The organism is Saccharomonospora piscinae (assembly GCF_005862235.1).
Taxonomy (GTDB): Bacteria; Actinomycetota; Actinomycetes; order Mycobacteriales; family Pseudonocardiaceae; genus Saccharomonospora; species Saccharomonospora piscinae.
Genome location: NZ_VCEK01000002.1, coordinates 499,485 through 518,528, shown reverse-complemented (window position 1 = coordinate 518,528; position 19,044 = coordinate 499,485). Strand labels below are relative to the sequence as shown.

Genomic DNA, 19,044 nt, shown 5'->3' with positions numbered 1-19,044 from the left:
AACCCTTGGGCAGTCAGACCCCGGTGAACGAGCGAGGCAGCGAGGCATCCGCCGAGCGCAGGGCGACGGAGGCGAAGCGCAACGCCGTCGCCGAACTGCTGCGTGTGTCGCCGCTCGCGGACGAACTCGCGCGGCGGTTCTCCGCTGCGGGCCACCGGCTCTACCTCGTGGGCGGCAGCGTGCGGGACGCGCTGCTCGGCAGGTTGTCGCAGGATCTCGACTTCACCACCGACGCACGTCCAGAGCAGATCCTGCGCCTGGTCTCGGGCTGGGCCGAGGCCGTGTGGGAGACGGGGATCGAGTTCGGCACCGTTGGGGCCGCGAAGGGCGGGACGACGCTGGAGATCACCACGTTCCGGGCCGACAGCTACGACCGGGTGGGGCGTCATCCGGACGTCGCGTTCGGTGACTCGATCGACGGCGATCTCGTGCGCCGCGACTTCACGGTGAACGCCATGGCCGTCGACGTGGTGACCAAGACGTTCGTCGATCCGCACGGCGGACTCGACGCGCTGGCCCGGCGCTCGCTCGACACACCCGCGACGCCGGAGGAGTCCTTCGCCGACGATCCGTTGCGGATGCTGCGGGCCGCGCGCTTCTCGGCCCAGCTCGGGTTCGACCCCGCGCCGAGGGTGGTGCGGGCCATGACCGACATGGCAGGCGAGATCACCCGGATCACGGCCGAGCGCGTGCAGGCCGAGCTGTCCAAACTCGTCGTCGGCGCGCAGCCACGCCGGGGCGTGGAACTGATGGTGGACACGGGCCTCGCCGAGCACGTGGTCCCCGAAGTGCCGGGAATGCGGCTGGCGATCGACGAGCATCACCAGCACAAGGACGTCTACCAGCATTCCCTGACCGTGCTCGACCAGGCGGTCGAGCTGGAGACGCGGCACGACCCCACGCTGGAGCCCGACCTGGTGCTGCGCCTGGCCGCGCTGCTGCACGACATCGGCAAACCGGCTACCCGGCGGTTCGAGCCGGGTGGCGGGGTCAGCTTCCACCACCACGAGGTCGTGGGGGCCAAGTTGGTGCGCAAACGTTTGCGCGCTCTGCGCTACTCCAAGGACGTCGTCAACGACGTGTCCCAGCTCGTGTTCCTCCACCTGCGCTTCCACGGCTACGGCAAGGGTGAGTGGACCGACTCGGCGGTGCGGCGCTATGTCACCGACGCCGGCCCGCTGCTGCCGAGGCTCCACAAGCTCGTCCGTGCCGACTGCACCACGCGCAACCGGCGCAAGGCGGCGGCCCTGCAACGCTCCTACGACGACCTCGAAGCGCGGATCGCCCGCATCGCCGAGGAGGAGGATCTGGCCAAGGTCCGGCCCGACCTCGACGGCAACGAGATCATGCGGCTGCTCGGCGTCGAACCGGGTCCGATCGTCGGGCGGGCGTGGAAGCACCTGAAGGAGATCCGCCTGGACCGGGGCCCGCTCGACCACGACGAGGCGGTCGCCGAGCTGCGCCGCTGGGCGGCCGAGCAGGGGATCGGACCGGCCGAGTAGGGGCGCCTCAGCTCGCGCCCCCGTCGAGCAGCCAGTGGTAGCGCAGCCGCAGGGCGCGTTCGGTGCTGGCCAGTGCGGCCCCGGCTCCGAGTGTGATGTTGAGCCAGAGCGGCAGGTGGATCGGCGACTCGAAGACGCCGATGTGTTCCGCCACCGGCGGGATCCGCGAGAGCGGCTCCAGGAGTTGCACGAGGTTCAGTCCCAGGCCCACAACCAGCAGTACGACCGCGACGATGCCGACGACCCGGCTCTGAGACGGGTGCTCGGCCGCGAACCTGGCGCGCCGTCCCTCGCCCGAGGCGGGGTCGGGGGTCAGCAGGCGCTCCGTGCCGTCGTGGTCGACGTAGTGGCAGCGCTTGACGCCGAAACTGCTCGTCGCGACCTCGATGGTGCCGCCCTCGACCGAGAAGGCGGCGGGGACCTTCGCCTGCGCGTGCAGGGCGCCGTCGCGGTACAGCCGGGCGCGTACCTCCCCGTCCTGCTTGTCCCCCATGGTCCGCACGTCCACGGCGTAGTCCACCGGACGTGCGTCGGCGCCGGTCAGCCGCAGGTGCAGCAGGGACCGCCCGAGGAGCATCTGCCACCAGCGGTAACGCTTGAGCGGGCGCCCGTCACCGGGCTTCACCCGGCGGGCGGCCCGATGTCGCTTCCAGTCGTTCAACATGGTGTCTCCCCCGACTTCGACGGCTCGACCAACACACTGTGCTGGTCGCTCTGTCGCGACGCTAGCACGGTGTACTAGTCTGCTGTGAGAGGAGGCGGAGCATGGCGACAGCGCGGGACGAGAGCGGCGAGCTCGGCAGCCGGGACAAGGTGCTCGTGGCCGCCACCACGATGTTCGCCGAGAACCCCGGCCGCAGGCTGAGCGTGCGGGCGGTCGCGGCTCGGGCCGGGGTGAGCACGGGCTCGCTGCGCCACCACTTCCCCACCCAGCGCGCACTGCTGGACGCGGTGCTCGGCCTGATCTACGACCGCGTGATCCCGACCGACCGAATCCACGACACCTCGGTGCCTGCCCGGGACCGGCTCGTCGACTGCCTACGGCAGGTGCTCTCCATGGCCGGCGTGGGCGAGCAGGCCCGGCAGAGCATGCGCACGGCCTACGAGCGGTTCATCCTTCCCGAGCCGACCGAGGACCTCCGCGCCGCGTACCTGAGCATGGAGCATGAGGTGCTGCGCCGGATCGAATACTGGCTGACGACCCTCGCGAAGGAGGGCGCGCTGCACGAGGGCGACAACGCCCGACGGGCACGGTTCCTGATGACCGTCGTCGACGGGCTCGGTCTGGAGCGGGCGCTGCCCGCCGACGACGCGATCCTGCGGCACGAGACCGACACGCTGTACCTCGCCGTCGACAGCGTCCTGCGGCCGATCGACCGGTCGTGAGCGTGGGCGAACCTCAGGACAGCCGCTCCAGCGCGCCCGTCTCGACGTGGTGGGCGAGTGAGCGCGGCAGGAGATAGGCCACCCCGCCGCCCGGCAGCGAACCCCAGGGGCGCGTGACGCCGCCGAGGACGTGCAGCGCGCGCTGCACCCGGTAGCCGTGCCGATCGAACTCGCGTTCGAATGTCAGGGACGTCTCGGGGAACGGGGTGCCCTCGGGATGCACGAGGTTGCCGCCCTCGCCGCCGTAGCGTTCGACGACGGTGCCCTCCGCCAGGGTGAGCAGCCGCTTGTGCCGGTAGAACGACAGGGGTGGCTCGCCGCGCAGCGGCAACACCGGCCAGTCGCTCGCGTGGTCGGCGGGCTCGTGCTCGACGCTGTCGGCCGTGGCGGGTAGCGCGCGGCCGGGAACGAGGAGCAGCGCCCCGAGCAGCGCCTCGGCCGCCGCGTGGACCCGGCGGAAGTAGCGCGGTTCGACCGGCGTGCCGCCGGCGTGTTCGGCGACCTCCCAGCCGTGGGACGTGCGGCGCAGGCACCACACGCCGTCGGTGGCCTCCCCGATTCGGTACGCGGCGTCGGGCACTCCCAGCTCGGCCAGCCGGGTGCGCAGCGTGCGCAGCACTTCCGACGCACGCAGCGGGCGGTCCGGAACCTGCCCCCGCTCCACTCGCGTCACCGGGTCGGGCGCGCCGAGGTCCTCCGGGTGCTGCGGCGGTCGTGGCGCGCCGAGGATCTCCGCCTCCGCCGTCGCGCGCACACCGGGCTCGACGTACGGCAGGCGGAACTCCTGTGCCTGGACGTGGTCGAGCAGGTCGCGCTCCGGGGGAACCCCGTATTTGCGCAGGTAGTGCGGTACGGCCGCGGGCCAGATCCAGGTGCCGTCGGTGTGGAAGGCGTCGGGCACGGTGGGCGGGCCGGGAACGAACAGGTCGGGCAGCGCGCCCGGCTTGGTGTGGACCACCGGTGCCCGGTAGAGGTAGTGGAGCAGGTCACGAACCTGTTCCTGCGGCACGGGCTGGCGGTTGACCACGGGTTTCTCGCCCGGTACGTGGCCGTCGACCACCTGCGCGTGGCGGAAGCGCACGTCCAGCGGCAGGCCCGCCTTCGCCGCGAGCCAACGCGGCACCCGCTCCCGGGGGAAGTACGTCAGCTCGACCTCGTAGCTCGCCGCGGTCCTGCGGCCGTCGGGCCCCAACCGCCACGCGGGCTCGCTCTCGGCGTCGTAGTCGAAGTCGTACTCGGCGTCCGCGTCGAGGGTGTAGGTGCCCTGGAACCAGGTGCCCTCCCCTCGGACGTACATGGCGCTGCGCAGCTGGGCGAACAACTGGCCCAGCTGCGGTGGCGCCGACAGCGCCACGATGACGTCGTCGGCGACGGCCCGCACCTCCAGCTCGGAGTAGTCACCGACCTGGCGGAACTGGGCGGCGACGCGCTGCCACCCCGGCGGGAGGAACCCGCGCAGCGTGCGGCCGACGGCCCGCAGCAGCAGGCCCGCGTCGCCCGTACCGGGTTCGCTGCGGGAGGCGCCCTCGTCGGCGAAGTCGTGCCGTTCCTGCCAGAGCGCGGTGAGCGAGTCGGCGTCGTCGGTGGTGGTGCTGAGGTCGGTGAGCCCGAGTTCCCTCGCGAGCCGCTCGTCGGTGCCCGACCAGCGCAGTGTCAGCTCGCCGTCGATCGAGCGGGGTTCGACGCGGTAGGGCTCGTCGTCGTACAGGCAGTAGGTGTGGACCGCGAACGTGTCGGAGGCGTCCCTGGCGGCCACCACCTTCGCGGGCCTGCCCTCGGCGGTGCCGTCGAACCCCTCGGGTGCCTCGTCGCCCTCGAGCACCACGAGCTGCACCGTGGAGTCGGTGGTCGAACGTCGCGCCCGGAAGATCCGGCCGTCCCACAGGGCGTACAGCGCGTCGGGCCGGTCGGCCACCTCGACTCTGTAGCGCACGGCTTCCCCCTCGGTCAGTGTGTCCCCCGTGACTTCACCCGTGTTTTACCGTGCCTGGGGGTTGTGCTGCAGCAGGGTGCCTCGGATGTGAGCAACCCCCGTTCCAAACTATCGGGCCCGCCCGGCCTGCCGGGCGGAGGTGGGATCATGGTGTGCGTGAGCGCGGACGCCGAGGTGGAACCGGGAACGCTGCTGGTCGCTGCCCCCACGATGTTCGACCCCAACTTCCGGCGCACGGTCGTGTTCGTCATCGACCACCGGGCGGAGGGCACGCTCGGTGTCGTCCTGAACCGGCCGAGTGAGGTGGCGGTGGACGAGGTGCTGCCGCACTGGGGCGACCACGTGGCCGAGCCGCGGTCGGTGTTCGTGGGTGGGCCGGTGGAGAAGAAGACGGCACTGTGCCTGGCGGCCCTCCGTGCCGGGGAGTCGGCCGCGACGGTCCCCGGTGTGATCGCGGTGCGGGGGCCGGTGGCACTGGTGGACCTGGACTCCGATCCGGACGATCTCGGGGCGAAGGTGCGCGGCCTGCGGGTCTTCGCCGGGTACGCGGGCTGGGACGAGGGCCAGCTCGCGGGCGAGATCGAGCGCGGTGACTGGTTGATCGTGCCCGCGCTGCCGGGCGACGTCCTCGCTGCGCCCGCCCGCGACCTGTGGGGTCACGTGCTGCGCAGGCAGGGGCTGCCCACGGCGCTTCTGGCCACGCATCCGGGCGACCTCCAGCGCAACTGAGCTGCCCCGCCGCCGGTGCGGGGCGTGCCTTCACCGCACAGGTGCGCGCAGAAACACAAGCGCTGTTACAGTGCTGTCATGAATTGGGACACTCCCCCCGGGCCCGACCCCACCGACGTGGGGTACTGGCGCCCGCTCCGGCGGCTGCAGGAAGCGATGGACGCCGAGATCGCGCGGCTCTACGCCGAACGCGGGATCTCCGTACGCCCCCGCCACACGATGCCGCTGATCCGGCTCGGGCGGCGGGGCCCGATGACGATCCGCGACCTCGCCCGCTCGGTGGAGGTCACCCACTCGGCCATGAGCCAGACCGTGAGTGCGCTGAAACGCGACGGCCTGGTCACGACCCGGCAGGGCGCCGACGCCCGCACCCGGCTGGTGGAACTCACCGACGCCGCCCGCGAACTGTTGCCGTTCCTGGAAGCCGAGTGGCGCGCCACCGAGGAGGCGATCGCGGAGCTCGACGCCGAACTCCCCTACTCGCTGCACGACGTCGTACGGGACATGGAGCGGGCACTGCGCGCACGATCCTTCCGTGACCGCATCGCCGACCACATCGCCGAGCGCGAACGATGAGCGTGCTCGACGTCCGGCCGCTGCGCACCAGCCCCGCGTTCCGCAGGCTGTGGCTTGCCACGTCGTGCTCCACGCTGGGCCAGCAGTTCGCCCTGGTGGCCGTACTTGCGCAGGTGTGGGACCTGACGGAGAGCCCGGTGGCCGCGGGCGCGCTCGGCCTGGCACAGGCGCTCCCGTTGGTGCTGTTCGGCCTGGTCGGTGGGACACTCGCCGACGCCGTCGACCGCCGCAGGCTGGTCCTCGTGACCACGGCGGGACAGCTGGTGGCCGCGGCCGGCCTGGCGGCGCAGGCGCTGCTGGGCGCGGGCTCGGTGGCGCTCGTGTTCGGGCTCGTGGCGGTGCAGTTCGCCTTCGCGGGGCTGGGCGCCGCCGCGCGCAAGACCTTCGTGGTCGGCCTGCTGCCCACCGAGCAGGTGAGCGCGGGCCTGGCGCTGTCGGGGCTCAGCTTCCAGGCGGCCATGCTCGCCGGACCCGCCGTCGGCGGAATCGTGACCGCCGCGTGGGGGCCGGGCGCCTGCTACGCGATCGACGCGGTGAGCCTGCTCGTGGCGGCCTACGGCGTCTCCCGGCTGCCGTCGCTGCGGCCGAAGGGCACCGGTGAGCGGCCGGGGCCGAGAGCGCTGGCCGAGGGGCTGGCTTTCGTCGGCCGGAAGCCCGTGGTGGCGGGAACCCTGCTCACCGATGTGTTCGCCACCCTGCTCGCCATGCCGATCGCACTGTTTCCCGCGCTGAACGCGCAACGCTTCGGCGACGATCCCCGCGTGCTGGGCCTGTTCCTGTCGGCGATCGCCGTCGGCGGTGTCGTGATGGGCAGCCTGTCGGGCCTGTTCACGCGCAGGCGCAGGCTCGGCGTCGTGCAGCTCGTGGCCGCGGCGGTGTGGGGACTGGCCCTGGCGGGCTTCGGCCTGGCGCAACCGCTGTGGCTGGCGTTCGCCCTGCTGGCGGTGGCCGGTGCCGCCGACACGGTCGGCGCGGTGACGCGCAGCGCGCTGGTGCAGCTCGCGACACCGGACTCGCACCGGGGCAGGGTCAGTGGCCTGGAGTTCGTGGTGGGCGCGGCGGGACCCGACCTCGGCAACGCCCGCGCGGGCGCGGTCGCCGGGCTCACGTCACCCGCTGTCGCGGCCGTCTCGGGCGGGTTGCTGTGCGTCGTGGGCGTGGCCGGACTCGCGATCGGCAACCGGTCGCTTCGCCGCTACCGGACACCCGAACCCGAACCCACGCGGGTCCCGGCCGGACAGGTCTAGCTTCGCGCCCCGAGCACGCCGCAACCGCCGCCACCGGCGCAGGCGCAGCCGCCGCAGCCCGCGGGCTCCGGGGGTGGTGGTACGGCGGAGGCCGCGCGGTGGCCGAGTACGCCACCACCGGCCACGAGGGCCAGCACGGCGAGCACGCCGAACAGCACGGTCGTCACCGTGGCGAGGGTGCCGGGCATGGCCAGCGCCGCCGCCGCGGCGAGCACGCCGACCCCGCCCGCGACCATGGTGGGAAGTCCGGCCACGCGGTTCGCCACCCGGAACGCCTCGTCGCTGCGCAACGTCGCCGGGGTGCGGACCCCCGCGCCCCGGGACCGGGGGAGTTTCTCCCGCCAGCCGAGGAAGCCGCCCCAGGCGACCAGGACGCCGACGAGCGCGGGAAGCAGCGCGAGCACGATCACGGACCCGAGGATACTGCCCCTCGGCTCCCGACAACGGGGCGCGCCCCCGCGCTGTGGCGTGCCGCTCATGGCCGTGTGCTGGGGTTCTCCGGACGGGCCGTGGCGAACGGCGTTGTGTCCGGCGGTTACGATGAGGGCGATGACGACGGCGCGCCTGCTGCTTAGCGAGCCGCGCTGACCGAGATCTCCGGTCGGCGCGGCGAACCCCTCATGCCTCTGGCTGGGGGGTTGCGTTGTCTCTGGAGCAGGTTCACGGGAGGATCGGCGATGACGGACGGTACCGAGGCGGCACCCGCGCACCGCTATACGGCGGAGGTGGCGGGGCAGATCGAGCAGCGCTGGCAGCAGTACTGGGCCGAGCACGGCACGTACCACGCGCCCAACCCGGTCGGCTCGCTCGACCAGACGACCGTGCCGTCCGACAAGCTGTTCGTGCAGGACATGTTCCCGTACCCGTCGGGCTCGGGGCTGCACGTCGGCCACCCGCTCGGGTTCATCGGCACCGACGTCTTCGCGCGCTACCACCGCATGGTGGGTCACAACGTGCTGCACACGATGGGCTTCGACGCGTTCGGGCTGCCCGCCGAGCAGTACGCGGTCCAGACCGGCACGCACCCGCGCACCACCACCGAGGCGAACATCGAGCGCTACCTGGGCCAGATCCGCAGGCTCGGCCTCGGCCACGACGAGCGGCGCCGCATCGCGACCACCGACGTGGAGTACTACCGGTGGACGCAGTGGATCTTCCTGCAGATCTTCAACTCGTACTACGACACCGAGCAGGACCGGGCGCGGCCGATCTCCGAGCTGGAGGACGCGTTCGCGACGGGCCGTCGTGAGACCCCGGACGGGCGGCCGTGGAGCGAGCTGAGCGAAACCGAGCGGCGGCGGATCATCGACTCGCACCGGCTGGTCTACCTGTCCGAGGCGCCGGTCAACTGGGCGCCCGGCCTGGGCACGGTGGTGGCGAACGAGGAGGTCACCGCCGACGGGCGCACCGAGCGCGGCAACTTCCCCGTGTTCCGCCGCGATCTGAGCCAGTGGATGATGCGCATCACCGCCTACGCCGACCGCCTCGTCGACGACCTGGACCGGCTGGACTGGCCGGAAAAGATCAAGTCGATGCAGCGCAACTGGATCGGCCGCTCGCGCGGGGCGAACGTCCGGTTCCGTTCGGGCGAGCACACCATCGAGGTGTTCACCACGCGGCCGGACACGCTGTTCGGCGCGACGTACATGGTGCTGGCGCCGGAACACCCGCTGGTGGACGCGCTGGTGCCCGGTGCATGGCCCGAGGACGTGGACGCGCGGTGGACCGGCGGCGCGGATGACCCGCGCTCGGCCGTGGCCGCCTACCGGGCGCAGGCGTCGCGCAAGTCCGAGCTGGACCGGCAGGAGAGCCGCGACAAGACCGGGGTCTTCACCGGTGCGTATGCGACCAACCCCGTCAACGGCAGGCAGATCCCGGTGTTCGTGGCCGACTACGTGCTGATGGGCTACGGCACCGGCGCGATCATGGCCGTCCCCGCGCAGGACCAGCGGGACTGGGACTTCGCCACCGCGTTCGGCCTCGACATCGTGCGGACGGTGCGGCCGGACGACGGATTCGACGGCGAGGCGTTCACCGGCGACGGCCCGGCGATCAACTCGGCCAACGACGACGTCAGCCTCAACGGCATGGGCGTGGCCGACGCCAAGAAGACGATCACCGCGTGGCTGGAGGAACACGGCCATGGCGAGGGCACCGTGCAGTACAAGCTGCGCGACTGGCTGTTCGCGCGCCAGCGTTACTGGGGCGAGCCCTTCCCGATCGTGTACGACGAGGACGGTCACCCGATTCCGCTGCCGGACGACCAGCTGCCCGTCGTGCTGCCCGAGGTCGAGGACTACTCGCCGCGCACGTTCGACCCCGAGGACGCCGAAGCCGAACCGGAGCCGCCGCTGGCCAGGGCTACCGACTGGGTCGAGGTGACGCTCGACCTGGGCGACGGCCCGAAGACCTACCGCAGGGACACCAACGTGATGCCCCAGTGGGCGGGGTCGTGCTGGTACCAGCTGCGCTACATCGACCCGGACAACGACCAGCGGTTCGTGGATCCGGAGAACGAGCGTTACTGGCTGGGCCCCCGCCCCGAGGAGCACGGCCCCACCGACCCGGGTGGTCTCGACCTGTACGTGGGCGGGGTCGAGCACGCCGTGCTGCACCTGCTGTACGCGCGGTTCTGGCACAAGGTGCTGTACGACCTGGGCCACGTGTCGTCGGAGGAGCCGTACCGCAGGCTCTACAACCAGGGCTACATCCAGGCGTACGCCTACACGGACTCGCGAGGCGTGTACGTGCCGGCCGACGAGGTGACCGAGTCCGACGGCCGCTTCTTCCACAACGGGGAGGAGGTCACGCAGGAGTACGGCAAGATGGGCAAGAGCCTGCGCAACGTCGTCACTCCCGACGAGATCGCCGACAACTACGGCGCGGACACCTTCCGGTTCTACGAGATGGCGATGGGCCCGCTGGACGTGTCGCGCCCGTGGGCGACGAAGGACGTCGTGGGTGCCCAGCGGTTCCTGCAGCGGCTGTGGCGACTGGTGGTGGACGAGGCCACCGGGGCGCCGAGGGTCGACGACGCCGAGCTGTCCGACGCGGACCTGCGGCAGCTGCACCGCGCCATCGCCGGGGTGCGCGAGGACTACGCGGGACTGCGGTTCAACACGGCTGGCGCGAAGCTGATCGAGCTGAACAACTACGTCACCAAGACCTATGGATCGGCCGCGGCGACGCCGAGGGGGCTCGCCGAGCCGCTGGTGCTGATGCTGGCGCCGATGTGCCCCCACCTCGCGGAGGAGCTGTGGCGGCGGCTGGGGCACGAGGAGTCGCTGGTCCACGGGCCGTTCCCCACCGCCGACGAGCGCTACCTGGTGGACGAGACGGTCGAGTACCCGATCCAGGTCAACGGCAAGGTGCGCTCGCGGATCACGGTGGCGGCGGACGCCGACCAGGAGGCGGTGCGGAAGGCGGCGCTGGCGGACGAGAAGATCGCCGCGCTGCTGGACGGCGCGGAGCCGCGCAAGGTCATCGTCGTGCCGTCGCGCCTGGTGAACGTGGTGCGTTAGGAGGTCCGGGCGCCGCCGGCACCGATCACTCGGGGGGCTACGTGACCGATGCCGGCGACCCGATGCCCGACCGTCCCGGGTGGGACGGCGGGCACACCCCGCACAGTGGCGGTGGTGCCAGTGAAGAACTCCCCGTGGCGGCTGTGTGACGCACCGGCACGAACTTCACCCTATCGGGTTAGCTTCGAGAGCTCTCGTCACCCTGTCGTTCGGGCGGGTGTGAAAGTTACAAAGCAGTTCATGTCGTCACAACCCGAGTCGCCTCCCCGCCGGCCGATCGGGTTCGTGGCACCCTGGCTGATGTGACTGCGCAGCTGCTCGTCGTCGGTTCGGCCAACGCGGATCTCGTCGTCCCCGCCGAACGCCGTCCCTCGGGGGGCGAGACCGTGCTCGGCGGGGACACGGAGACCTGGCCCGGTGGCAAGGGCGCCAACACGGCGGTCGCCGCAGCAAGGCTGGGCGCCGACGTCGCGCTGCTGGGCGCGGTCGGCGACGATGCCCACGGCAGGTTGCTGCTCGACTCCCTGCACGGCTCCGGTGTCCACACCGGCCTGGTCCGGGTGGTGCCGCGACCCACCGGCCTCGCCTTCATCACCGTGACCCCGGACGGCGAGAACTCGATTCTCGTCTCGCCGGGGGCGAACCACGCCCTGCGCCCCGACGACGTCGCTTCCGTCGTGTCCGAAGCGAAGGTCGCCGTCGTGTCGATGGAGATTCCCCTCGACACGGTGGAGCGCGCCATCAACGCCGCGGCCGCCTCGGGAACCCGCACGGTCCTCAACCTCTCCCCCGTGGCCGCCGTGCCCGCACCGACCCTCGCCGGGGTGGACGTCCTGCTCGTCAACGAGCACGAGGCGGCCTGGCTGCTGGGCTCGGGCGCGGCCGACGGCATGGTGGGGACACGCGAGCTCGCCGGACTGCTGGATCTGGGACCGCGCGCCGCCGTCGTCACGTCCGGCGCGCGCGGGGCGGTCGTCGTCGAGCAGGAGGGCCTCACCGAGGTGCCGACCCCGGCCGTCGAGGTGGTCGACACCACCGGAGCGGGCGACGCCTTCGCGGGCGCGCTCGCGACCGCGCTCACCCGCGATGCCGGGCTCGCCGACGCCGCCGCGTCGGCCGTCCGCGTCGCGGCACTCTCGGTCACTCGCCGGGGTGCCCAGCCGTCCTATCCCACCGCCGTCGAACTAGAGTGAGCCAGCATGCGCCCACCGCAGCTCTCCGGGGTCGGAGTGAGCCCCGGCCGCGCGAGCGGTCCCGTCGTCAAGGTCACCGAGTCGATCGAGGAGCCCGCGAGCACCCCCGCTCCGGATGATCCCCACGCGGAGGCGGCGCTCGTCGCGCCCGCCGCACAGACGGTGGCCGCGCGGTTGGAAGCGACGGCCGCCTCGGCCGGCGGGGACGCCGCGACGATCCTGACGACCACGGCCGCGATGGCCGCCGACCCCGCGCTGGTGAGCCAGGCCGAGCAGCTGGTCACCGCCCAGCGCATTCCGGCCGCGCGGGCGGTCTACGAGGCGGCGAACAACTTCGCGCACGCGCTGTCGTCGGCAGGCGGATACATGGCCGAGCGGGTCAGGGACGTCCAGGACGTGCGCGACCGCATCATCGCCGAGCTGCTCGGCGTCGAGCCCCCCGGTGTGCCGAGCCTGACGCGCCCGAGCGTGCTCGTCGCCCGTGACCTCGCGCCCGCCGACACCGCGGCACTCGATCCGGCCACGGTGCTCGCCCTCGTGACCGAGGAGGGCGGCCCGACCAGCCACACCGCGATTCTCGCGCGGTCGCTGCGTATCCCGGCCGTGGTCGCCGTCAAGGGCGCGCTGACGTTCGAGGCCGAAGCCGTGGCCGTGGACGGTGACACCGGTGTGGTCGTCGGCGCCGATCCCGACGCTCCGGTGGTGACCGCCTCGGAGGCCACGGGAGCCGAGTGGGACGGCACGGGCGCCACCGAGGACGGGCGTCGCGTCGGGGTGCTGGCCAACGTCGGTGCCCCCGCCGACGCGCAGGCCGCCGCGGAGGCCGGCGCCGAGGGCGTGGGACTGTTCCGCACCGAGTTCTGTTACCTCGACGTCGACACCGAGCCTGCGGTGGCCGACCAGCGTGCCGCCTATGCGGCCGTGCTCGGACCGTTCGCGGGAAAACCGGTCATCGTGCGCACCCTCGACGCGGGAGCGGACAAGCCGCTGGAATTTCTCGCGCAGGAGCCGGAGCCGAACCCGGCGCTGGGAGTGCGCGGCGTGCGGGTGGCGTTCGATCGCACGGGAGTGCTGGACCGCCAGCTCGACGCCATCGCGGGGGCCACGGAGCAGACCGGCGCCGACGTGTCGGTGATGGCCCCGATGGTCGCCACGGCGGAGGAGGCGGCCTGGTTCACCGACCGGGTCCGGGCCGCCGGACTCTCCCGCGCGGGCGTGATGATCGAGGTTCCGTCGGCGGCGCTGACCGCGCGGGAGGTGTTCGACGCGGTCGACTTCGTCTCGCTCGGCACCAACGATCTCGCGCAGTACACGTTCGCGGCCGACCGCCAGCTCGGGGCCGTCGCGGCGCTGAACGACCCGTGGCAGCCCGCGCTGCTGCGGCTGATCGCGCTCGTCGGGGAGGCCGCGCGCGAGAAGGGCAAGCCCGCCGGGGTGTGCGGCGAGGCCGCCGCCGACCCGTTGCTGGCCAGGGTGCTGGTCGGCCTGGGAATCACGAGCCTGTCGATGAACGCGGGATCGGTGCGCGCCGTGGGAGCCGGGCTCGCCTCGGCGACGGTGGCCGACTGCGAGCGCGCCGCGAGTGCGGCGCTGGCCGCGGCGAGCCCGGCCGACGCGCGCGCGGCGGCCAGGGCCGCGGCCGAACTCGCCTGAGCCCGAATCCCCGGATCAGAACGAGAACCGGGTGTCGCGGATGCTCGGGGATCGGGTGTTCAGGGCGTCCAGCTCCGCCGTCTGTGCCAGCAGTTTCTCACGGATGCGGTCCGCTGCCTCGGGACCGAGAGGTAGGCGCAGTGGTGGTGCCGGGTCGTCAACGGCGGAGAGAATGTGCCGGGCCGCTTGTGCCGGGTCGTTCGGTTGACGACCGTCCTGCTCGGCGAAGCGCTGCCGGAGCTGACCGGCGGGTGTGTCGGCGTACACGTCGAGCGGCGTGGAGTAGCGCATCGACCTTCCCGCGAACTGGGTCCGGAACGGGCCGGGCTCGACCAGCGTCACGCGGATACCCCAGGGTGCGACCTCTGCCGCCAGGGCTTCCGACATCCCCTCCAGCGCGAACTTCGAGGTGGCATAGGCGGCGTGTCCGGGGTTGGCCACCACCCCGCCGACCGACGACATCTGCACGATGTGACCCGACCGAGCCGCACGGAGGTGCGGCAGGACCGCTCGCGTTGTGCGCAGAACTCCGAACACGTTGGTCTCGAGCACGGTACGGAGATCATCGTCGCTGAGCTCTTCGACCGCGCCGACGAGTCCGTGTCCGGCGTTGTTCACGAGTACGTCGATCCGTTCGTGTCGGTGAATCGTCTCGGCCACGGCGGCGTCCACCGATCTCGGGTTGTGGACATCGAGCGTCAGCGCGTCGTCGAAGTCGGCCAGCACGCTGGTGTCGCGCGCGGTGGCCACCACCCGGTCGCCCTGCGCCCGCGCTGCTTCGGCCACCGCGCGGCCCAGCCCCGACCCTGCTCCGGTCACCAGCCATACCTTCGGCACAGTCCGTCACCCCCTGTGGTTATCTTGTTGGTCAAGGTAAATGGCAATATATCTTGAGCGTCAAGGGAGATGGGTTGTGGACCATCCGAGGACCGCTGACTCCGTGGACCGCGATCTTTCGACTTGGCTGGAGCAGATGGCCGACGTCCACCCCGAGGTGGAAGCGGCACGTCAGCGCATCGGCAGGTTGGCCCGGCTTTTCCACCGGACACTCGAACAAGTGGCGGCGGCCGAGCGGCTGAGCGTTTCGGACTGGGAGGCGTTGTCGGTGGTGGTCCGGGCCCGCGGTCGCTGCACGCCGACCGAGCTGGCCAGCGCGCTACAGCTCACTTCGGGCACCGTCAGCACGCGGCTCAACCGGCTGGTCGCCGCGGGACTCGTCGAAGTCGTCGAGGATGCCGACGGACGGTCCAGGCCGGTGACGGTCACCGAGGAGGGACACCGCCGCTGGCAGGCCGCGACCGCCGCGCGGACGCGGGCCGAGCGGGAACTCTTCGCGGTGCTCTCCCCAGCACGCACGGACGACCTCAACCGGCTGCTGCGTACGCTGCTGCACCACTACGAGACGACACTGGGAGAAGCCCCCCGCCACGACGTGACGGATCGGTCGTCAGCACAGTCGCCCTGACCCGGCGCGGATCAGAACGAGAACCAGCTCTTGCGCGGGTGGCGCAGCGTCAGCGTGCTGCCGACCAGCTTGCCGGTGAGCACGAAGCGCGGACGGCCGGCGCCACCATGAGTCCGGTCCTCCACCTTCGTCCACTTGATGTCGTCCAGGCCGTTGAGATCGACGGAGGCGTCCTCGGGCACGATGATGGTGACAGCGCCCCACTTCACGTCGAGTCTGACGTTCACGACCGGACTGCGGAATTCGGCTTCGTTGAATTCGAGCCGGGTCTCCGCGTAGCGGTTACGCACCGACAGCGAGCCGGGTACCACCCACTGGCCCTTGCGCACCAGGTTCGAGCCCTGCGCGCGCAGGGCCAGGTGGTCGTCGGGATCGTGGGGCGCAGCGGCTTCGGTCACCGCCGAGTCGGTGGCCCCTGCTGTGGGGGCGGCCGTCGGGTGGGACAGGCCGGGAAGATCGACCAGGACCCGGTTCAACTCGCCCCGGGTCCGCGACGCGTAGGCGATGTCGGCGCGCTCGGTGAACTCGTTGAGATCGAGCAGTCCCTTCCCCGTGGCGTTCTTCAGCAACTCCACCACGTGTTCGCGCTCCGCGTCCGAGACCCGCAGGTCGCGCAACCTGCGCTGCTCGGCGGTGAGCTGTTCGTCGTCGCCGTCGTCGCCCATCGGTGCCACCCTCTCGTTCACCTCGACCATGCTAGGGATCGGAGGTGCGTCCCGTGATCCGGGACATCCCTGAGACCGTCCCCGAACCGTCTCACCCGTCCTGGTCGAGGCCGTGTTCGATCGCGTAGCGGGCCAGCTCGACCCGGTTGTGGAGCTGGAGTTTGCGCAGTGTCGACTGCACGTGGTTCTCGACGGTGCGGTGGGAGATGACGAGCCGGTCGGCGATCTGTTTCGCCGTGAGTCCCTTGGCCACCAGGCGCAGCACGTCGGTCTCCCGTTCGGTCAGCCGGGGCGGGACATGGCCGGCCGAGGGTGCGTCGGCCATGCGGCGGTACTCGCCGAGCACCATGCCGGCGAGCCCGGCCGTGAACACGACCTCGCCCTCGGCGGTGCGGCGCACCGCGTCGACCAGCTCGGCCACCGACGCCGACTTCACGAGATACCCGGAGGCCCCGGCCTTGACCGCCTGCAGGACGTCGTCGTGCTCCCCGCTGGCCGAGAGCACCAGCACCCGCGTGTCCGGCAGATCCCCGGTGATGACCCGGGTGGCGTCGACGCCGGAGGTGCTGCCCAGGTTGAGGTCCATCAACACGACGTCGGGACGGACCGCCCGCGCGATGCGCGCCGCCGAGTCGCCGTCGGACGCGGTCGCCCGCACGTCGAACCCGTGCTCGGCCAGATCACGGGCCACCCCGTCACGCCAGATCGGATGGTCGTCGACGATCATCACCGACAGCATCAACGCGCCTTCCTTCCCGCCTTCGGTCTGGACACGCGGAACTCCCACTCGGTGCCCTCTCCGGGGGTGGTGTCGAGCAGGGACGTTCCCCCCAGCTCGGCGACCCTGCCCCGGATGGACGTGGCCACCCCGAGGTGGCCTTCGGCCGCAGCCTGGTCGAGCCTTCCCGCCGGGATACCCGGCCCGTCGTCGCGCACGGTCAGCACGACCTCCTCCCCGAGATCCTCCAACAGCACCCACGCCCTCGCCGAGGGGCCCGCGTGCTTGTCGACGTTGGACAGCGTCTCCTTCACCACCGCCACCAGTTCGGAGACCGCGTGCGCAGGCATCGGCACCTCGCTCGCGGGCGCGGCGACCTGCACGCGCGAGGTGGCGAGCAGCCGCAGCGCCGAACGCAGGTCGGCGGTGTCGTCGGCGTGGCAGCTCGGTTCCGTGCTGACGAGCGCGCGCAGGGCGATCTCCTGCTCCCCCGCGAGCCGCGCCAGCTCGGCGGCCTCGCCACCCAGGTCCGAACCGCGCCTGCGCACTCGGGCCAGTACCTGGAGCACGCTGTCGTGAATGGACCGCGCGAGCCGTTCGCGCTCGGCGGTCGCGGCTTCCGTGCGCATCGCCCTGGCCAGCGCGGCCTGCGACCGGCGGGCGGTGGTGGCGGTGATGCCCAGCAGCAGGCCGCTGGCGGTCAGCAGCACGCCGTCGCGTGCCACGTCGAGGTTCACGTCCAGGCGGGCGATGCCCGTACACAACGCCATGACGAGTCCGGCGCTCACCCCGCCCACCGCACCGCACCGCACCCCGGCGACCAGCGGTGGCACCGCCGCCCACACCGTCGTCACCAGGGGTGCGATCTGGTCGTACTGGGCCTGCGACAGCGTCGCGGGCGAGGTCAGCATGATCGCGCAGGTGAGGGCCACGTCCAGCACCACGAACCACGTCGTTCGGCCGAGGGGCCTCAGGTAGGCGACGGTGGTCGCACAGGTCCAGACCGCCATCGCGCCGAACGCGGACCACGCCAGCCACGGGCGCACGTACTCGCCGTGATGCACAACCACGGCCGTGAGGGCGAAGGCGAGCGTGACCCACCGCAACACGATCGTTCCCCACCACAGCGGTGTCGCGGGATCACGCAGCGACGGTGCCGCGATTGCGGCGGTCATGCCGGGTCGGGTTCCTTGCGCGGCTCCGGCCCGTTCCTTGGCCGCTCGTCGTCGTCGCTCCGGCCGTCGCGGTCCGGCTCCGGCGTGTCGGGTGCCGCCTTGTCCAGCACGTCCACCGCGTCCGGGTCGGGGTCGGGTTCGTGCAGCAGCGACTTGATACCGGCGTTCAGCACGGCCAGCAGCGGCACCGACAGCAACGCACCCGGGATGCCCGCGATCGTGAGTCCCGCCGTGATGGCGAGGATGACGGCCAGCGGATGCAACCGCACGGCGCGGCCGAGCAGCAACGGCTGCAGCACGTGACTTTCGAGCTGCATCACGCCGACCACGATGGCGAGGACGACGAGCGCCGTGATGAACCCGTTGGTCACCAGCGCCACGAGGACGGCGACCGCGCCGGTGACCACCGCGCCCACGATGGGCACGAACGCGCCGAGGAACACCAGCGTGGCCAGCGGAATGACCAGTGGCACGCCGACGATCCACAGGCCGATCCCGATGCCCAGACCGTCCACCACCGCGACCGCCGCCGTGGCACGCACGTAACTGACCAGCGACGCGAACCCCCGGCGCCCCGCCGTGTCGACGCGGTCGCGCACCGGGCCGGGAACGGCGCGAGTCGTGAAGCGCCAGATCTCGTCGCCGTTGATCAGGAAGAAGATCAGGACGAACAGCATCAGCAGGAAGCCGGTGAGCACCTCGCCCACCGCGCCCGCCGTGGTAATGGCACCCGCCGTGATCGACGCCTGGTTCTCCTGCAGGAACTCGATGGAGTTGTTGACGAAGTCCACGATCTGCGTCTCGCGCAGGTGGAGCGGCCCGTTGATGAGCCAGTCCTCGACCTGGTCGAGACTGCTGTTGAGCTTGTCCTGGAGCTCGGGAAGACCGGTCGTGAACTCGGTGATCACGAAAGTGAGCAGGCCGCCGAGCGCGCCGAGTCCCGCGATCATCACCACCGCGGCCGCCAGCGAGCGTGGAACACGCCAGGCCACGAGCCGCCGCACCGCCGGAGCCAGCAACGCGGCGAGCAGCAACGCGATCGCCACCGGCACCACGACGAACGACAGGTACCCGACACACCAGGCCACGACGTACACCGCGGCCACCACGACCAGAAACCGCCACGAGAGCGCGGCGGTGACGCGCAGCCCCTTCGGTACCCAGCCGATGACGTCCGGTTCCTCGGACAGTAACCCCACCCTGCGCCGGCTCCGGCCTTCGTGGCCCCCAGAACCGTTACCCGACTCGCTCACGGCGCCACAGTATCGGGTTCGGGGCGTT

General features: G+C 71.7%; 17 protein-coding genes. 9 read left to right on the top strand and 8 right to left on the bottom strand.

What is annotated here, in order from left to right:
• Positions 1 to 5 precede the first annotated feature (5 nt).
• Complete coding sequence (locus tag FFT09_RS08080) at positions 6 to 1,502, top strand: CCA tRNA nucleotidyltransferase (RefSeq protein WP_138382301.1); 1,497 nt, start codon at positions 6 to 8, stop codon at positions 1,500 to 1,502.
• A 7-nt stretch (positions 1,503 to 1,509) separates the two neighbouring features.
• Here FFT09_RS08080 and FFT09_RS08075 read toward each other — a convergent pair whose 3' ends face one another.
• Positions 1,510 to 2,166, bottom strand: a complete 657-nt coding sequence (locus FFT09_RS08075) for a hypothetical protein (RefSeq protein ID WP_138382300.1) — start codon at positions 2,164 to 2,166, stop codon at positions 1,510 to 1,512.
• A 101-nt stretch (positions 2,167 to 2,267) separates the two neighbouring features.
• On the opposite strand from FFT09_RS08075, the gene FFT09_RS08070 reads away from it, so the two are divergent.
• Positions 2,268 to 2,888, top strand: coding sequence for a TetR/AcrR family transcriptional regulator (locus FFT09_RS08070; protein WP_138382299.1), 621 nt, complete (start codon positions 2,268 to 2,270; stop codon positions 2,886 to 2,888).
• A 13-nt stretch (positions 2,889 to 2,901) separates the two neighbouring features.
• Here FFT09_RS08070 and FFT09_RS08065 read toward each other — a convergent pair whose 3' ends face one another.
• Positions 2,902 to 4,821, bottom strand: coding sequence for a TNT domain-containing protein (locus FFT09_RS08065; RefSeq protein ID WP_138382298.1), 1,920 nt, complete (start codon positions 4,819 to 4,821; stop codon positions 2,902 to 2,904).
• 147 nt (positions 4,822 to 4,968) lie between these two features.
• On the opposite strand from FFT09_RS08065, the gene FFT09_RS08060 reads away from it, so the two are divergent.
• From FFT09_RS08060 to FFT09_RS08050, 3 genes are all read left to right on the top strand, one after another.
• Entirely contained in the window at positions 4,969 to 5,550 is a 582-nt protein-coding gene (locus FFT09_RS08060; RefSeq protein WP_081192706.1) for a YqgE/AlgH family protein, read from the top strand.
• Positions 5,551 to 5,628: 78 nt separating this feature from the next.
• Positions 5,629 to 6,126 carry a MarR family winged helix-turn-helix transcriptional regulator gene (locus FFT09_RS08055; protein ID WP_081192704.1) on the top strand — a complete coding sequence of 166 codons (498 nt, stop codon included), beginning with the start codon at positions 5,629 to 5,631 and terminating at the stop codon, positions 6,124 to 6,126.
• Positions 6,123 to 7,373 carry an MFS transporter gene (locus FFT09_RS08050; RefSeq protein ID WP_138382297.1) on the top strand — a complete coding sequence of 417 codons (1,251 nt, stop codon included), beginning with the start codon at positions 6,123 to 6,125 and terminating at the stop codon, positions 7,371 to 7,373. The genes FFT09_RS08055 and FFT09_RS08050 overlap by 4 nt, the downstream gene beginning before the upstream one ends.
• On the opposite strand, the gene FFT09_RS08045 is transcribed toward FFT09_RS08050, so the two are convergent.
• Positions 7,370 to 7,783 (bottom strand): SdpI family protein, encoded by a 414-nt coding sequence (locus FFT09_RS08045; protein ID WP_024877028.1) that lies wholly within the window; start codon positions 7,781 to 7,783, stop codon positions 7,370 to 7,372. The two genes, FFT09_RS08050 and FFT09_RS08045, sit on opposite strands and share 4 nt — an antisense overlap.
• A 267-nt stretch (positions 7,784 to 8,050) precedes the next feature.
• Here FFT09_RS08045 and leuS point away from each other — a divergent pair, with 267 nt between their 5' ends.
• From leuS to ptsP, 3 genes are all read left to right on the top strand, one after another.
• Positions 8,051 to 10,894 carry a leucine--tRNA ligase gene (gene leuS, locus FFT09_RS08040; protein ID WP_081192695.1) on the top strand — a complete coding sequence of 948 codons (2,844 nt, stop codon included), beginning with the start codon at positions 8,051 to 8,053 and terminating at the stop codon, positions 10,892 to 10,894.
• Positions 10,895 to 11,196: 302 nt separating this feature from the next.
• Positions 11,197 to 12,087, top strand: a complete 891-nt coding sequence (locus FFT09_RS08035; protein ID WP_081192693.1) for a ribokinase — start codon at positions 11,197 to 11,199, stop codon at positions 12,085 to 12,087.
• 6 nt (positions 12,088 to 12,093) lie between these two features.
• Complete coding sequence (ptsP, locus tag FFT09_RS08030) at positions 12,094 to 13,740, top strand: phosphoenolpyruvate--protein phosphotransferase (protein ID WP_138382296.1); 1,647 nt, start codon at positions 12,094 to 12,096, stop codon at positions 13,738 to 13,740.
• A 15-nt stretch (positions 13,741 to 13,755) separates the two neighbouring features.
• On the opposite strand, the gene FFT09_RS08025 is transcribed toward ptsP, so the two are convergent.
• The gene (locus FFT09_RS08025; protein WP_244231272.1) at positions 13,756 to 14,559 is read right to left on the bottom strand and encodes an SDR family NAD(P)-dependent oxidoreductase; all 804 of its coding nucleotides are present in this window, start codon (positions 14,557 to 14,559) and stop codon (positions 13,756 to 13,758) included.
• Between the two features lie 94 nt (positions 14,560 to 14,653).
• Here FFT09_RS08025 and FFT09_RS08020 point away from each other — a divergent pair, with 94 nt between their 5' ends.
• The gene (locus FFT09_RS08020; protein WP_244231271.1) at positions 14,654 to 15,205 is read left to right on the top strand and encodes a MarR family winged helix-turn-helix transcriptional regulator; all 552 of its coding nucleotides are present in this window, start codon (positions 14,654 to 14,656) and stop codon (positions 15,203 to 15,205) included.
• Positions 15,206 to 15,216: 11 nt separating this feature from the next.
• Here the strand turns inward: FFT09_RS08020 and FFT09_RS08015 are convergent, their stop codons facing one another.
• The 4 genes from FFT09_RS08015 to FFT09_RS08000 form a co-directional block, all read right to left on the bottom strand.
• On the bottom strand, positions 15,217 to 15,900 hold the full coding sequence (locus FFT09_RS08015; RefSeq protein ID WP_425273048.1) for a DUF1707 SHOCT-like domain-containing protein: 684 nt from the start codon (positions 15,898 to 15,900) through the stop codon (positions 15,217 to 15,219).
• Positions 15,901 to 15,961: 61 nt separating this feature from the next.
• Complete coding sequence (locus FFT09_RS08010; protein WP_138382294.1) at positions 15,962 to 16,612, bottom strand: response regulator; 651 nt, start codon at positions 16,610 to 16,612, stop codon at positions 15,962 to 15,964.
• Complete coding sequence (gene macS / locus FFT09_RS08005) at positions 16,609 to 17,763, bottom strand: MacS family sensor histidine kinase (protein ID WP_138382293.1); 1,155 nt, start codon at positions 17,761 to 17,763, stop codon at positions 16,609 to 16,611. The genes FFT09_RS08010 and macS overlap by 4 nt, the downstream gene beginning before the upstream one ends.
• Entirely contained in the window at positions 17,760 to 19,016 is a 1,257-nt protein-coding gene (locus tag FFT09_RS08000; protein WP_425273047.1) for an AI-2E family transporter, read from the bottom strand. Before FFT09_RS08000 ends, macS begins: the two co-directional genes overlap by 4 nt.
• Positions 19,017 to 19,044: the final 28 nt, after the last annotated feature.